The 13,927-nt window shown below is 75.8% G+C and carries 15 protein-coding genes and 1 pseudogene; 8 read left to right on the forward strand and 8 right to left on the reverse strand.

Going from position 1 to position 13,927, the window contains the following annotated elements; genetic code table 11:
* Positions 1 to 57: 57 nt before the first annotated feature.
* Positions 58 to 1,185: a MacS family sensor histidine kinase gene (gene macS, locus GA0070610_RS02710; protein WP_089003218.1), complete on the forward strand. Its 1,128-nt coding sequence runs from the start codon at positions 58 to 60 to the stop codon at positions 1,183 to 1,185.
* Between the two features lie 136 nt (positions 1,186 to 1,321).
* Positions 1,322 to 1,981: a response regulator gene (locus GA0070610_RS02715; RefSeq protein WP_089003219.1), complete on the forward strand. Its 660-nt coding sequence runs from the start codon at positions 1,322 to 1,324 to the stop codon at positions 1,979 to 1,981.
* Between the two features lie 50 nt (positions 1,982 to 2,031).
* Here the strand turns inward: GA0070610_RS02715 and GA0070610_RS02720 are convergent, their stop codons facing one another.
* From GA0070610_RS02720 to GA0070610_RS02730, 3 genes are all read right to left on the reverse strand, one after another.
* A complete protein-coding gene (locus GA0070610_RS02720; RefSeq protein WP_088998560.1) occupies positions 2,032 to 2,604 on the reverse strand; it encodes a DUF5709 domain-containing protein in 573 nt (190 codons plus the stop codon).
* Between the two features lie 103 nt (positions 2,605 to 2,707).
* Entirely contained in the window at positions 2,708 to 3,433 is a 726-nt protein-coding gene (locus GA0070610_RS02725; protein ID WP_231925885.1) for an ATP-binding protein, read from the reverse strand.
* Between the two features lie 59 nt (positions 3,434 to 3,492).
* On the reverse strand, positions 3,493 to 4,491 hold the full coding sequence (locus tag GA0070610_RS02730; protein ID WP_088998562.1) for an SDR family oxidoreductase: 999 nt from the start codon (positions 4,489 to 4,491) through the stop codon (positions 3,493 to 3,495).
* Between the two features lie 215 nt (positions 4,492 to 4,706).
* Here GA0070610_RS02730 and GA0070610_RS02735 point away from each other — a divergent pair, with 215 nt between their 5' ends.
* The gene (locus tag GA0070610_RS02735) at positions 4,707 to 5,909 is read left to right on the forward strand and encodes a glycosyltransferase (protein ID WP_088998563.1); all 1,203 of its coding nucleotides are present in this window, start codon (positions 4,707 to 4,709) and stop codon (positions 5,907 to 5,909) included.
* On the opposite strand, the pseudogene GA0070610_RS02740 reads toward GA0070610_RS02735, so the two are convergent.
* From GA0070610_RS02740 to aroA, 4 genes and pseudogenes are all read right to left on the reverse strand, one after another.
* A pseudogene (locus tag GA0070610_RS02740) lies at positions 5,864 to 6,782 on the reverse strand (hypothetical protein). The gene GA0070610_RS02735 and the pseudogene GA0070610_RS02740 sit on opposite strands and share 46 nt — an antisense overlap.
* Before the next feature lie 59 nt (positions 6,783 to 6,841).
* Positions 6,842 to 7,660, reverse strand: coding sequence for a histidinol-phosphatase (gene hisN / locus GA0070610_RS02745; RefSeq protein ID WP_088998565.1), 819 nt, complete (start codon positions 7,658 to 7,660; stop codon positions 6,842 to 6,844).
* 25 nt (positions 7,661 to 7,685) lie between these two features.
* On the reverse strand, positions 7,686 to 8,636 hold the full coding sequence (rsgA, locus tag GA0070610_RS02750) for a ribosome small subunit-dependent GTPase A (protein ID WP_089003220.1): 951 nt from the start codon (positions 8,634 to 8,636) through the stop codon (positions 7,686 to 7,688).
* 165 nt (positions 8,637 to 8,801) lie between these two features.
* Positions 8,802 to 10,103, reverse strand: coding sequence for a 3-phosphoshikimate 1-carboxyvinyltransferase (gene aroA / locus GA0070610_RS02755; RefSeq protein WP_088998566.1), 1,302 nt, complete (start codon positions 10,101 to 10,103; stop codon positions 8,802 to 8,804).
* A gap of 102 nt (positions 10,104 to 10,205) precedes the next feature.
* On the opposite strand from aroA, the gene GA0070610_RS02760 reads away from it, so the two are divergent.
* The 5 genes from GA0070610_RS02760 (at position 10,206) to rsrA (ending at position 13,568) form a co-directional block, all read left to right on the forward strand.
* The gene (locus tag GA0070610_RS02760) at positions 10,206 to 10,916 is read left to right on the forward strand and encodes an SOS response-associated peptidase (protein WP_088998567.1); all 711 of its coding nucleotides are present in this window, start codon (positions 10,206 to 10,208) and stop codon (positions 10,914 to 10,916) included.
* Positions 10,917 to 11,111: 195 nt separating this feature from the next.
* On the forward strand, positions 11,112 to 11,504 hold the full coding sequence (locus GA0070610_RS02765; RefSeq protein WP_088998568.1) for a WhiB family transcriptional regulator: 393 nt from the start codon (positions 11,112 to 11,114) through the stop codon (positions 11,502 to 11,504).
* Between the two features lie 83 nt (positions 11,505 to 11,587).
* Positions 11,588 to 12,202: an alpha/beta hydrolase family protein gene (locus tag GA0070610_RS02770; RefSeq protein WP_088998569.1), complete on the forward strand. Its 615-nt coding sequence runs from the start codon at positions 11,588 to 11,590 to the stop codon at positions 12,200 to 12,202.
* 237 nt (positions 12,203 to 12,439) lie between these two features.
* Positions 12,440 to 13,279 (forward strand): sigma-70 family RNA polymerase sigma factor, encoded by an 840-nt coding sequence (locus GA0070610_RS02775; protein ID WP_088998570.1) that lies wholly within the window; start codon positions 12,440 to 12,442, stop codon positions 13,277 to 13,279.
* A 1-nt stretch (position 13,280) separates the two neighbouring features.
* The gene (rsrA, locus tag GA0070610_RS02780) at positions 13,281 to 13,568 is read left to right on the forward strand and encodes a mycothiol system anti-sigma-R factor (RefSeq protein WP_088998571.1); all 288 of its coding nucleotides are present in this window, start codon (positions 13,281 to 13,283) and stop codon (positions 13,566 to 13,568) included.
* A gap of 136 nt (positions 13,569 to 13,704) precedes the next feature.
* On the opposite strand, the gene GA0070610_RS31870 is transcribed toward rsrA, so the two are convergent.
* On the reverse strand, positions 13,705 to 13,779 hold the full coding sequence (locus GA0070610_RS31870) for a 50S ribosomal protein bL37 (protein WP_369700219.1): 75 nt from the start codon (positions 13,777 to 13,779) through the stop codon (positions 13,705 to 13,707).
* Positions 13,780 to 13,927: the final 148 nt, after the last annotated feature.

The following is a 13,927-nucleotide window of genomic DNA, read 5'->3' on the forward strand; positions in this document are numbered from 1 at the left end:
CCGGGCGCATCCGGCGGCCCCTCGGCCGACGTGGCCCGCTGTGGCATCGTGACGGGCGTGTCGACGCCGCCCGGTGGTTTCGAGGTCCCGCTCTGGCGGGCCATCGCTGTTTTCCGCGTGGCCTCCCTGGCGTACGTCTGCGCGCTGGCGCTGCGCGACGCCGACCGGTACGCCCACCCGCTGGCGGCCGCCGGCCTGGTCCTGCTGATGGCGGTCTGGACGGGCGTGACCGCCGTCGGCTACGCCGACCCGGCCCGCCGGCGCTGGCCGCTGCTCCTGGCCGACCTGGGGGTCGTCCTCGGCATCATGCTGGCCACCCCCTGGGTGATCGGGCGGACGGCGCTCGCCGCCGGCGTGCCCACCCTCGCGGTGGCCTGGCTGGCCGGCCCGGTGCTGGCCTGGGCGGTCTCCGGCGGCCGGCGACGGGGCACGGTCGCCGCCCTCGTGCTCGGCGCGGCGGACCTCGTCACCCGCGAACGGATCGGCGGGTCCTCGCTCACCGGGGTGATCCTGCTGCTCCTCGCCGGGGTGGTGGTCGGGCACGTCGCCCGGCTGGCCGTGACCGCCGAGGAGCGACTGCACCGGGCGGTCGAGCTGGAGGCCGCCACCCGGGAACGGGAGCGCCTGGCCCGGGACATCCACGACTCCGTGCTCCAGGTGCTCGCGCTGGTGCAGCGGCGCGGCGCCCACCTCGACGGCGAGGCCGGGGAGCTGGCCCGGCTCGCCGGGGAACAGGAGGCCGCGCTGCGCGCCCTGATCGGCGGCGCCGCGTCGGCCGGGACCGTCGTCGACGGCGGGCCGGTGGACCTGCGCGGGCTGCTCAACCGGTACGCCTCGGCCACGGTCTCGCTCTCCGCGCCGGCGACCCCGGTGCCGCTGCCCGGGCCGGTCGCCCACGAGCTGGCCGCCGCGACCGCCGCGGCCCTCGACAACGTGGCCCGGCACACGGACGGGCGGGCGTGGGTGCTGGTCGAGGACGAGGGGACGACGGTGACCGTGTCGATCCGCGACGAGGGGCCGGGCTTCGCGGCCGGCCGGCTGGAGGAGGCCGCCGCCGAGGGCCGGCTCGGCGTCGCCCGGTCGATCCGGGGCCGCCTCGCCGACCTCGGCGGCACGGTGCGGATCACCTCCGCGCCGGGCGTCGGCACGGAGCTGGAACTGACCGTGGAAAGGGAGGGCCGGTGAGCGCGAGGAGTGAGCCGGGTCTGCGAGCCCCGCAGTCGCGAACGAAGGAGGGGCCGGTGAGCGCGAGGAGTGAGCCGGGTCTGCGAGCCCCGCAGTCGCGAACGAAGGAGGTACGGCCGTGACGGGCGTGCGGGTGATGGTGGTGGACGACCACCCGATGTGGCGTGAGGGGGTGGCCCGGGACCTCACCGAGGCCGGCCACGTCGTCGTCGCCACCACCGGCGAGGGCCGGCAGGCGGTACGGGTGGCTGCCGCCGCCCGGCCCGACGTGGTCGTCCTCGACCTGCAACTGCCGGACGTCTCGGGGGTGGAGGTGATCCACGGGTTGCGCGCCGTGCTGCCGCAGGTGCGGGTGCTGATGCTCTCGGCCAGCGGCGAGCAGCAGAGCGTGCTGGACGCGGTGAAGGCGGGCGCCACCGGCTACCTGGTGAAGTCGGCCGCCCCGGCGGAGTTCCTGGAGGCGGTGCGCCGGACGGCGGCGGGGGAGCCGGTGTTCACGCCCGGCCTGGCCGGGCTGGTGCTCGGCGAGTACCGCCGGCTCGCGGCCGACCCGGGCGGTGCCGAACCCGGCGGGCGGGACGTTCGGGGAGCCGGCCCGGCCCCCCAGCTCACCGACCGGGAGACCGAGGTGCTGCGCCTGGTCGCCAAGGGGATGTCCTACAAGCAGATCGCCGAGCGGCTCGGGTTGTCGCACCGCACGGTGCAGAACCACGTGCAGAACACGCTCGGCAAGCTCCAGCTGCACAACCGCGTCGAGCTGACCCGGTACGCGATCGAACGGGGCCTGGACGACTGAGGGCCGCCGGGGAACCACCCCGAAGGGTTCCCCGACGGCCCCGCGACGGCTCAGACCGAGTGCGGTGGGCGCGTCTCGTGGATGGCCAGCTCCTCGGCGCTCGCGCCGCCGCCGGCCGAACCGGCGTCGTACGCCACCGAGTCGGTCTCCTGGTCGGTGTGTGCCCCCTCGTCCGGTTCGACGAGCCGGCCGACCTCGGCGTCGGCGACGCTGCCGAGCTGGCCGTGGTCGTAGAGGGAGACCGGCGACTTCGGGTCGGAGGTGGGGCCGGGGTCGAGCACGTCCGCGTCGAGCTGGGCCTGGGCCGCGGCCTCCTCGCTGTCGGCCTCGGCGGCGATGTCCGGGTCGACGGGGCCGGCCAGCGGATCGTCGGCGGGGCGTTCGTACCGCTCCCGGTCGAGCTTGTAGTCGAGCGACTCGCCGTCGAGCTGCTCCTCGGCGGTGGTCCCGAACCGGTCCACCGCGACCGGCGTCCGGTCGCCCGGCAGCTGGGCCGGCTCCGGGCCGTCCGCCTCGCGCCCGGTCAGGACGTCGTCGTTGGCGGTCGAGTCGTCGTCGGCGGTGTCGGGCAGGCCCTCCGCCTCGGGGTCGGACACGGGGGTCGGGTACTCGTCGTCGCGCATGGCTGACCACTACCCACCTCCCCGGCGGCATAACCGGTGCCGGCCGTGGCCATCCGGGCGGAAGGGGTGCCTCCGGGGACGGCGGGGCAGGATCGGGGCGCCGTCAGCCGTGCTCGCCGGCCTCGTCGGCCACGTGCAGCACGCACCAGACGACCTTGCCGTCCGGCACCCGGCTGCTGCCCCAGCTGCGGGCCACGGTGTCGATCAGCAGCAGGCCGCGCCCGCCCGCGACGTCCGGCGGGGCCGTCCCGGTGAACGTCGGCTGCCGCGACGAGTGGTCGCGTACCGCCAGGTGCAGGTGGTCGTCCCGGGGCGCCAGGCGGACCGTCATCGGGGTGCGCGCGTGGGCGACGACGTTGTTCACCATCTCGGTGACGGCGATGCACGCCGGTTCGACCAGCTCGGGCAGGCCCCAGGCTCCGCAGCCCTCCGCCACGAGCTGCCGGGCCTGCCGGGCGGCCCCGACGACGGGCGGCAGGTCGGCCTCGACCACCGCGGCCAGCGGCGCGGCGGCCAGCCCGGCCATCGCCCCGTCCAGGGTCGGCCATGCCGGCACCCCCTCGACGGCGCCGGTCGGATCGCAGAGCAGCAGGTCGGCGGCGGGCCAGTGGCGCACCTCCCGGCGTACCTGCGTGAAGACGTCCCGGGCCGTCGGGTCGGTCACCCGCAGGTCGGTGAGGTCCGCCACGACCGCGCCGGGCCGTTCGCAGAGGTGGGCGAGCAGGCCGTCGCGCACGGCGTCCGTGGCGGAGTGGTCGAGCACACCGGTCACCCGGAGCACCCCGGAGGACTCGTCGGCCTTCACCTGACAGCGCGCGTCGGTCGCCATGATCGCCCTATTCTGCACCGCCCGCGCGGAGCGCGCACCCGACCGCTCGCTGCCGGGCATCAGCGGTCCGTCCGCGCCCGGCGGGTCATCGCGGCCACCGTCCCGACGGCGGTTCCCGCCGCCGCCAGCCCGAAGGCGGCGGTCATCCGGACCAGGTGCCGCCGCCGGCCGTGCCAGCCGCCCTCGCGCTGTGCCGCCGCGTCGGGGCGGAAGACGTTGCCGGCGCTCTCCGGTCGCGGGGCGGGCCCGAACTGGGTGCGGTGCGTGTACCAGCCGAGGACCCGCTCGGCGAGCGCCGGGGCCAGCCGCCACTGGAGGCCGATCAGCCGGGCGGCCCCGCCGGCGTACGCCTCGCGCCGGGGGCGGCGCAGCAGCCGGACGATCGTCTCGGCCACCACCTCCGGCGGGTAGACCGGGGGCGGCGGCACCAGTTCCCGGCCGCTGTGGTTGGCGGCGTGCCGGAAGAACGGGGTGTCGATGGTGGCCGGCAGCACCGTGCAGATGGAGATGTCGCCGCGCCCGGTGACCCGCATCTCCTGCCGGACCGTGTCGGCCAGCCCGCGGATGCCGTGCTTCGCGGCGTTGTACGCCGACTGGTAGGGCATCGCCACCTCGGCCAGCACCGACGCGTTGTTGACCAGTACGCCGCCCCCCGCCGCGCTCAGCTGGGGCAGGGCGGCCCGGGTGCCGTACGCGGCGCCGAGCAGGTTCACCTCCAGCACCCGCCGGAACTCCTCCACCGGGATCTCGTCGAAGAGCCCGACCGCGCCGACGGCGGCGTTGTTGATCCAGCCGTCGATCCGCCCGAACTCGGCGACGGCACGGGCGGCGAGGCGCTCGACGGCCGCCGGGTCGGTCACGTCGGTCGGCACGACCAGCGCCCGCCCGCCCAGTTCCCGGCACCGCTGGGCCACCTCCTCCAGCGCCGCCTCGCTCCGGGCGGCCAGCACGACGGCGGTGCCGCGCCGGGCGAGGGCGTACGCGGTGGCCGTACCGATGCCGCTGGAGGCACCGGTGAGCACGACGGTGGCGTCGGCGAGGCTGCGGGTCAGAGGCATTCTTCGCCCGTACCCCCACGGGCAGGGGTCATGCGGCCGGGGCCGGGTCGGAATTGCCCCGGCTCCGGGTGTGGCAGGCCGCGCCGCGACAGTTGCCGTCGCGCAAGCACCCGCCGGGCTCTTCCCGATCTGCCAGGTTTCGGCTCCCGGGAGTTCGGTTAATGGGACCCTCTGACCGAGGACCACCGCTTGAGAAGATCGCATGGAGGTGACCCATGCGCGTCGGCCTCGTCTGCGCGCACGCCGGCCCGCCCAGGGGCACCGACGGCCTGACCGTCGGTACCCACCAGCACATCGCCCGGGTCGCCGCCGAACTCGCCGCGCGGGGCCACGACGTCCGGGTGTACGAACGCCGCGACGACCCCGACCTGCCGGAGACGGCGACGGTCGACGGTTACCGGGTGGAGCGGGTCCCGGTCGGCCCGGCCGCCCCGCTGCCCACCGCCGAGCTGGTGCCGTACGTGTCCGCGTTCGGCGCCTGGCTGGCCGACCGGTGGGTGGGCGACTGGCACCCCGAGGTGGTCCACGGGCACTACTGGGTCGGCGGGCTGGCCGCCGCGCACGCGGTCCGCGAGACCGACATCCCGGTGGTGCAGACCTTCCACTCCCTGGGCGTCGAGCAGCTGCGCCACCTCGGCCGGATGTACGACGGCCCGGGGGAGCGGATCCCGCTGGAGCGCGCGCTGACCCGGGCGGTGGACATCGCGGTCGCCCAGTGCACCGACGAGGTCGACGAGCTGACCAGGATGGGACTGCAACGCAGCTCCGTGGCGATGGTGCCGGCCGGCGTCGACACCGCGCAGTTCCACCCCGACGGCGAGGCCGCCCCCCGCGACCGGCGGGCCCGGATCCTCTCCGTCGGCGGGCTCTCGGCCGGGCACGGCCAGGAGGACCTGATCCGGGCCATGCGGCTGGTCGGCGACGCCGAACTCGTGATCGCCGGCGGCCCGCCCGCCGGGCAGCTCGCCAGCCACGCCGAGGCCCGCCGGTTGCGCGAGTTGGCCGAGCGCAGCGGGGTGGCCGAGCAGGTGAAGCTGGTGGGCGCGGTGCCGCACGAGCAGATGGCCACCTGGTACCGCTCGGCGGACGTGGTCGCCTGCACGCCGCACTACTCCTCCGCCGGCCGGGTGTCGCTGGAGGCGATGGCCTGCGGGGTGCCGGTGGTGGGCTACTCCATGGGCGGCATCGCCGACGCGGTGGTCGACGAGGTCACCGGCCGGCTGGTGCCGCCGGGCGACGTCCGCACGCTGGGCGTGACGCTGCGCCGGCTGCTCTCCGACAACGCCGGGCGGTTCGCGTACGGGCACGCCGCCGTCGACCGGGTGCGGTGCAGCTACACCTGGGAGCGGACGGCCGGCGCGCTGGAGCGCCTCTACGAGCGGGTGGTGAGCCGGCGCAAGCCGGTCGAGGCGGCCTGACCCGGTTCCTCAGAGCGGTCGGCCGGGCGCTCCGACGCCCACCATGCCCCGGTCGGGTTCCCCGGCGACGGCGTGGTGGTGCTGGGGTTCGGCGTACCGGGTGAGGCCGATGACGGCCGCGAGCGTGACCAGGAACCCGACGGCGGCGAGCCACTCCCGCCCGGGCCAGATCTTGTCGTTGAGCAGCAGCAGGCCGACGATCGCGGCGGGCACCGCCCCGGCGGCGTCCATCGCCGCCACGGCGGCCGTGGTCGAGCCGCGCTGCATGGCGAGACCGAGCAGCAGCTGACCGACGATCGAGTGGACGATCAGCAGGTAGAGCAGCGGGTCCCGGACGAACGCCTCCGGCGTCGGGGAGGAGGCGAGGGGCCGGGCGGCCACCGCGGCGGCGGAGAACGCCAGCCCGGCCAGCGCGCCGAGCGCCACCGAGCCGGGCGCCCCGTGCAGGCGTACGGCGAAGAAGCCGATGACCGCGATCACGCCGAGCGCCACCGCCAGGGCGACCAGCCCGGCGGTGCCGAGCGGCTTGGCCGGCGCGGGCTCGGCGGAGAGCACCAGCGCGGTGATCCCGGCGAACAGCAGCACCAGCAGCGCCACCTCGGCGGCCGGCAACCGCCACTTCAGCACCAGCACGCCGAGCAGGGCGGTGACCCCGAGCCCGGCGGCGACGCTGGACTGGACCAGGAACAGCGGCAGGTCCCGGCGGGCGAGCAGGGCCAGCACGAACCCGGCCACCTGGCAGCCGAGCCCGACCAGGTACGTGCGGTGACCCGCCAGCCGCAGCAGCAGCCCCGGGTCGAAGGTGTGGTGCACGGTGGTGCGGGCGGCGGCCACCGACTGGAGGAGGTTGGCGACGCCGTACGCGACGATCATGGCCGCGAGGAAGCACCAACCGGAGGAGACCACCTGGCGAGGATAGAGGCTGCCGGAGGTCAGTGCTCGATTGGCCGACCCAGCCGGGCGAGGATGTCGGCGTGCAACGCGCCGTTGCTGGCCACGGCGCTGCTCTCGGTCCCGGCGTCGCCGGAGGGGGCGGGTCGGCCGGCCAGATCGGTGAACGTGCCGCCCGCCTCGGTGACGATCGGCACCAGCGCGGCGACGTCCCACAGCGACAGCTCCGGCTCCACCATCACGTCCAGCGCGCCCTCGGCCAGCAGCATGTAGCCGTAGAAGTCGCCGTACGCCCGGCTGCGCCAGGTGTCCCGCATGAGCTGGAGCATCGCGTCCAGCCGGCCGGCGGACTCCCACCCCGTCAGCGACGAGTAGCAGAAGCTCGCGTCGGCGAGGTCGCGGACCGCGGAGACCCGGATCGGCGCGCCGCTCGCGGCGTCGGGCCCCGCGTACGCCCCCTCGCCGAGCGCGCCCCACCAGCGGCGGCCGAGCGCCGGCGCGGAGACCAGCCCGGCGACCGGGCGGTCGCCCTCCAGCAGCGCGATCAGGGTGGCCCACACCGGCACGCCGCGGATGAAGTTCTTCGTGCCGTCGATCGGGTCGACCACCCAGCGCCGGCCGTCCGGGCCGCTGGCGGGCTGCTCGCCGTACTCCTCGCCGAGCAGGCCGTCGGCCGGCCGGTGCGCGGCCAGCAGCGCCCGGATCTCCCGCTCGACCGCGGTGTCCGCGTCGGAGACCGGGGTCAGGTCGGGCTTCGCCTCGACCCGCAGGTCGAGCGCGCGGAACCGGGCCGTGGAGACGGCGTCGGCGGCGTCGGCGAGCAGGTGGGCGAGGGCGATGTCGTCGGCGTACCGGGGCATGCCCCAAACGGTAGCGGCGACCGGCTCAGGACCCCGCGAGCGGGTCGCCGGGATTCCGCTGGTCGGGTTCGCGCGCGTCGCCCTCGCCCGACCGGGAGGCCAGCAGCCGGCGGTACGAGGCCAGCCGGCGCGGATCGGCCTTGCCGGCGGCGACCCAGGCGTCCAGCCCGCAGTCGGCCTCCTCCGGCGTGTGCGGGCAGTTGGCGGGACAGTCGACCGTCCCCTCGACGAGGTCGGGGAAGCCGTGCAGCAGGCTGTCGGCGGAGACGTGCGCGAGCCCGAAGCTGCGCACCCCCGGGGTGTCGACGATCCAGCCGGCGGCGTCCCCGCCGCGCGGTGGGTCGCCGGGCAGCCGGGGCAGGCGCAGCGCCACCGCGCTCGTGGAGGTGTGCCGGCCCCGGCCGATGGCGCTGACCGTGCCGACCGCCCGGGCGGCGTCCGGCACGAGCCGGTTGACCAGCGTCGACTTGCCCACCCCCGAGTGCCCCACCATGACCGAGATCCGCCCGGCGAGCAGGTCGCGCAGGGCGTCGAGGTCGGAGTCCGGGCGGATCAGCACGTACGGCAGCTCCAGCTCGGCGTAGTAGCCGAGCACCGTCTCGGGGCCGGCCAGGTCGGCCTTGGTGAGGCAGAGCAGCGGCTCGATGCCGGCGTCGTACGCGGCCACCAGGCACCGGTCGATGAACCCGGTGCGCGGCGGCGGGTCGGCCAGCGCGCTGACGATGACCAGCTGGTCGGCGTTGGCGACGACCACCCGTTCCAGCCGGCCCTCGGCGGTGGTCTCGTCGTCGTCGGCGGTGCGCCGCAGCACCGACGTGCGCTCGGCGATCCGGACGATGCGGGCCAGCGCCCCGGCCGAGCCGGAGGTGTCGCCGACCAGGCCGACGCGGTCGCCGACCACCACCGACTTGCGTCCCAGTTCCCGGGCCCGCATCGCGGTGACCGGGGGCGCGTCCGGCCCCGCGTCGGGCGGCACGCACGTGTAGCGGCCCCGGTCGACGGCGATCACGAAGCCGTCCACCGCGTCGGAGTGCAGGGGGCGCGTGCGGGTACGCGGGCGCGACGACCTGCCCGGACGGATCCGGACGTCGTCCTCGTCGTACTCCCGCCGTCTGGTCGTCAGGACCCGCCCCCCGTCGTGTCAGCTCTTGCCGGTCACCATCGCCGACCATAGTGCCGGAAACTCCGGCATGGTCTTCGAGGTGCACGCCACGTCGCTCAGCTCGACGCCCGGAACGGCCAGGCCGGCCACGGCGGCGGCGTGCGCCATCCGGTGGTCGTGGTAGGTCTCGAACACCCCGCCGTGCAGCGGCCGGGGCCGGATCTCCAGCCCGTCGGGGGACTCGGTGATGTCGGCGCCGAGGGCGGTGAACTCCCGCGCCAGCGCGGTCAGCCGGTCGGTCTCGTGGCCCCGGATGTGGCCGACGCCGGTGAACACCGACGGCGAGTCGGCGAGCATGGCGAGCGCGGTCAGCGCCGGGGTCAGCTCGCTGACGTCGGAGAGGTCGGCGGTCAGGCCGTGCACGGCGCCGGTGCCCCGGACCGTCAGCCCGCCGGTGGAGAGGGTCACCTCGCCGCCCATCCGCTGGAGCAGCGAACGGAGCTGCTCGACGGGCTGGGCGCTGCTGCGCGGCCAGCCCTGGAGGGTCACCTCGCCGCCGGTGACCAGGGCGGCGGCGAAGAACGGCACGGCGCCCGACAGGTCGGGCTCGATCTGCCAGCCGCGCCCCGCCAGCGGGCCGGGCTCGACCACCCACACGTCGGGGGTGCCGTCGTCGACGGCCGCGCCGGCGGCCCGCAGCATCTGCACGGTCATCCGCAGGTGCGGCGCGGAGGGCACCGGCGGGCCCACGTGCCGGACCACCACGCCCCGGTCGAAGCGCGGCGCGGCCAGCAGCAGCCCGGAGACCAGTTGGCTGGACGCGGAGGCGTCGATCACCACCTCGCCGCCGACCACCCGCCCGGCGCCCAGCACGGTCAGCGGCAGGCTGCCGGTGGCGGGGGCGTCCACGCGTACGCCGAGGGAGCGCAGCGCCCCGATCAGCGGGCCGAGGGGGCGGGTGCGGGCCTGCGGGTCGCCGTCGAGGGTGATCCGCCCGTCGGCGAGGCCCGCCACGGGTGGGACGAAGCGCATCACGGTGCCGGCCAGGCCGACGTCGACGTGCGCGGGGCCGACCAGCGGGTGGGGGCGGACCAGCCAGCGTTCGTCGTCGCTGATCGACATGTGCGCGCCCAGCGCGCGCAGGCCGGCGGCCATCAGCTCGGTGTCCCGGGCGCGCAGCGGCCCGGCCAGGGTCGAGGGACCGCCGGCCAGGGCGCTCAGCACCAGGGCGCGCGCGGTCATCGACTTGGACCCGGGCAGGCGCAGCGTCGCCGCGACCGGGTCGGAGGCGGTCGGAGCTGTCCACGGCTGCGGCGGCCGGGTCGCGATCAGGTTCCCCACGCCTCCATTCTGCCGCGTCCGGGGGCGGGTGCGGCCGGCCGGCGCGGCTACTCCCGGTCAGCGGGACAGCCGGACGACGCGCGGCGGGTTAGCGTGTGCCACATGTGCGGGAGGTACGCGACGACCCGGAGCGCGGGCGACCTGAGCGCGCTGTTCGAGTCCCAGGACGAGACCGGCGGCGGCGTCGGCCCCGACCACAACGTCGCGCCCACCGACCGGGTGCCGTTGGTGCGGGTCAGTCCGGAGGGCCACCGCGCGCTGTCCGTCGGCCGCTGGGGTCTGGTCCCGTCCTGGTCCCGGTCGCCGTCCGGCGCCGCCCGCATGATCAACGCCCGCGCCGAGACGGTCGCCACCAGCCGGGCGTACGCGGGGGCCTTCGCCCGCCGCCGCTGCCTCGTCCCGGCCGACGGCTGGTACGAGTGGGTCCGCTCGGCGGACGGGCGCAAGCAGCCCTTCTACATGACCCCGTCGGACGGCTCGGTGCTGGCCTTCGCCGGCATCTGGTCGGTCTGGGAGGGCTCCGCCGACCCGCTGCTGACCTTCAGCGTCCTCACCACGGCCGCTCTGGGCGAGCTGGCCGAGGTGCACGACCGGATGCCGCTGCTGCTGCCCCGGGAGCGCTGGGGGGCGTGGCTCGCGTCGACCGACGAGCCGGAGGGCCTGCTCGCGCCGCCGCGGCCGGACTGGCTCGCGACGCTGGAGATCCGCCCGGTGGGCACGGCGGTGGGGGACGTGCGCAACGACGGGCCGCAGTTGACCGAGCGGGTGCCGCTCGCCCGGGCCGCCGGTCCACAGGAGATGACGCTTTTCTGACAGTCCGACACATTGTCGGGAGTGATTTACCTGAGTTGCGGACGAAACGTCGCCCCCGCGTTCGCCCGTATTCGCCGTGAAGCCTTGTCCCGGTGTCCGGAAGTGCGATACAACACAGCGCCGGTAGTGGGTGTCGATTCGCACGGGGCGGACGACGCGCACCGATCTTGCCGGTCCCACGGGGGAGGTGGGTGGATGACACGGGCACGTATGCCCCGGCCGCACGAGGTGGCCGCCGCACGACGAGACCCGCGACTGCTGCGGGCGTTGCGGGAGCGGCGACAGGACGAGGCGTGGCGAACCAGGGGAACCTGCCAGAACGTCGACCCGGAAACGTTCTTTCCGGCGCCGAACGAACCGGCAGACGCGGCGGTCGCGCTCTGCCGCAGCTGTGACGTGCAGGGCTCCTGCCTGGCGTGGGCGCTGGACGTGGGCGACCTGCACGGCGTCTGGGGCGGCACCACTCCGCGCGAGCGGCGGGCGATGCTGGTCGCCTGGCGCGACGAGGTGCTACCGGATCCGGAGGCCGCCGGCGAGGCGGGTCCACCGGTCCGGGACCGGCTGCTCACGCTGGTGCCGCTGAGCTGACCGGCGACTGAACCGGTCGCGGCCGGCCCCCCATCCCGGCGGGCCGGCCGCCCGTCGTGCCCGCGACACCGCAGAATGGGCCGGTGCCGCAGGACGACGAGCTCTCCACCCCGCGCGGGCCCGCCCGGGTCGACACCGACCTGCCGGCGGGTACGCCGAGCGCCCTGCTGGTGCTCGGCCACGGCGCGGGCGGTGACGTCGACGCCCCGGACCTGCGTGCGCTCCGGGACGCGGCGGTCGGTGTCGGGCTGGTGGTGGCCCGGGTGACCCAGCCGTACCGCGTCGCCGGCCGGCGCGCGCCGGCTCCGGCGGGGCACCTCGACGAGGCGTGGACGGCCGTGCTCGCCGTGCTGCGGCAGCGGCACCCGGGCGTACCCCTGCTGGTGGGTGGACGCTCCAGCGGCGCGCGGGTGGCGTGCCGCACCGCGCCGGCGGTGGGCGCCGCCGGGATCGTGGCGCTGGCGTTCCCGCTGCATCCGCCCGGCCGCCCGGAGCGGTCGAGGGCGGCGGAGTTGGCGACCGGCCTGCCCACCCTCGTGGTCAACGGCGACCGCGACCCGTTCGGGGTGCCGGAGCCGGGGCCGGGGGTGCGCGTGGTGACCCGCCCGGGGGAGCGGCACGACCTGCGGGGCGACCCGGCCGGCACGGCTGCGGTGGTGTGTGACTGGCTGCGCGGGCAGGGCTGGGCGCGACGCTGAGCCGGGCGGCGGACGCCGTGGCGGGCCGTGTCCGGTGGCGGCGGCGGGTCGTTGCATCGGATGGCGCCGGACGCCCGGTTCGGGCGGGCGGCGCCGGTCCTCCCAGGCCCTTCCTGGTCCCAGCGTCGGCCCGCTGCCGGCGCCGGGACCAGGAACGGGGGGAGACCAGCGGAATGCCCCGCCCCGTCGGGGGCGTTGCACCCCCCGGGACGACATTTCTGGCGAGGGGGGAGACCGGTGCCGACCGAGACACGGGCCCGGGAACGGGACGAGCGGGGAGCGCGGCAGCTCCGACGGCTGCTGGGCGGCCCGGACTGGCCCGCGGTGGTGCCGCCGGTCGGCCCGGCGGCGGTGCGCACGACCACGGTGAGGACGAGCACACCCGCCGGAAGTGAATCTGCGGGCACGTCCGGGCGCGTATCCTCGGCGGGACAGCATCCGACGCGAGGGGATGTGCGGTTGACCACCGAGAAGACGGACGAGCGCAGGGCCCGCTTCGAGCGGGACGCGATGCCCTTCGTCGATCAGCTCTACGCTGCCGGGCTGCGGATGACCCGCAATCCGGCGGATGCCGAGGACCTGGTCCAGGAGACCTACCTGAAGGCGTACGCGGCCTTCCACCAGTTCGAGCAGGGCACGAACCTCAAGGCCTGGCTCTACCGGATCCTGACCAACACCTACATCAACTCCTACCGCAAGCGGCAGCGCCAGCCCATCCAGGCGCCGACCGAGGAGATCACCGACTGGCAGCTCGCCGAGGCCGAGTCGCACACCTCCAGCGGCCTGCGCTCGGCCGAGACCGAGGCGCTGGACCGGCTGCCGGACAGCGACGTCAAGGAGGCCCTCCAGCAGTTGCCGGAGGAGTTCCGCCTGGCCGTCTACCTCACCGACGTCGAGGGCTTCTCCTACAAGGAGGTCGCCGACATCATGGGCACGCCGATCGGCACGGTCATGTCGCGGCTGCACCGCGGCCGTCGTAATCTGCGCAAGCTGCTCGAGCAGTACGCCGCCGAGCGGGGCTTCACCGCCGCGGCGTCGAAGAAGGGCTCGACCGCTTCCGCCGGCCGGGAGGTCTGACATGAGCTGTGGGGATCCGCACGAGACGGACTGCCGAGAGGTCCTCGCGGAGGTCTACCTCTACCTGGATCTGGAGTGCGCCGAGGAGCGGCGCGCGCTGATCCGCCACCACCTCGACGAGTGCGGGCCGTGCCTGCGCGAGTACGGCATCGAGCAGGAGGTGCGGGCGCTCGTCGCCCGCTGCTGCGGCAACGAGACCGCGCCCGACAAGCTGCGGGAGCGGCTGCGGCTGCGGCTGACCGAGCTGGTGGTCTTCGAGAGCACCGAGTCGAAGGAACTGGCCGACTGAGACCGGGCCGGTGAACGGCGGCCGAGCGGGGTCGGTCGCCACGTGGACGGCGACAGCGGTGGCCCGGGTCGGGACGACCCGGGCCACCGGCGTTCGCGCTGACTGGTCGCGCCGGGCCGTGGGGCCCGGCCGCCGGTCAGGAGTTGGGGCGCTTGCCGTGGTTCGCGCCGCTCTTCTTACGGGCCTTCTTCTTACGGGCCTTCTTCGCCATGGTGACCTCCTCGTGATGGTCGGATCCCCCTGCGCACGAGCTCGGCGCCGGTGCACGCACCGGTCCTCCCGGCGCCGGGGTCCGACCCGCTGATGCTAGTGCGGCCGGCACCCGCCGTCGTCCGCCGGGGCCGCCGACCGTACGCCGC

Origin of the sequence: Micromonospora echinofusca (genome assembly GCF_900091445.1) — a bacterium.
In the GTDB taxonomy this organism is placed as follows: Bacteria; Actinomycetota; Actinomycetes; order Mycobacteriales; family Micromonosporaceae; genus Micromonospora; species Micromonospora echinofusca.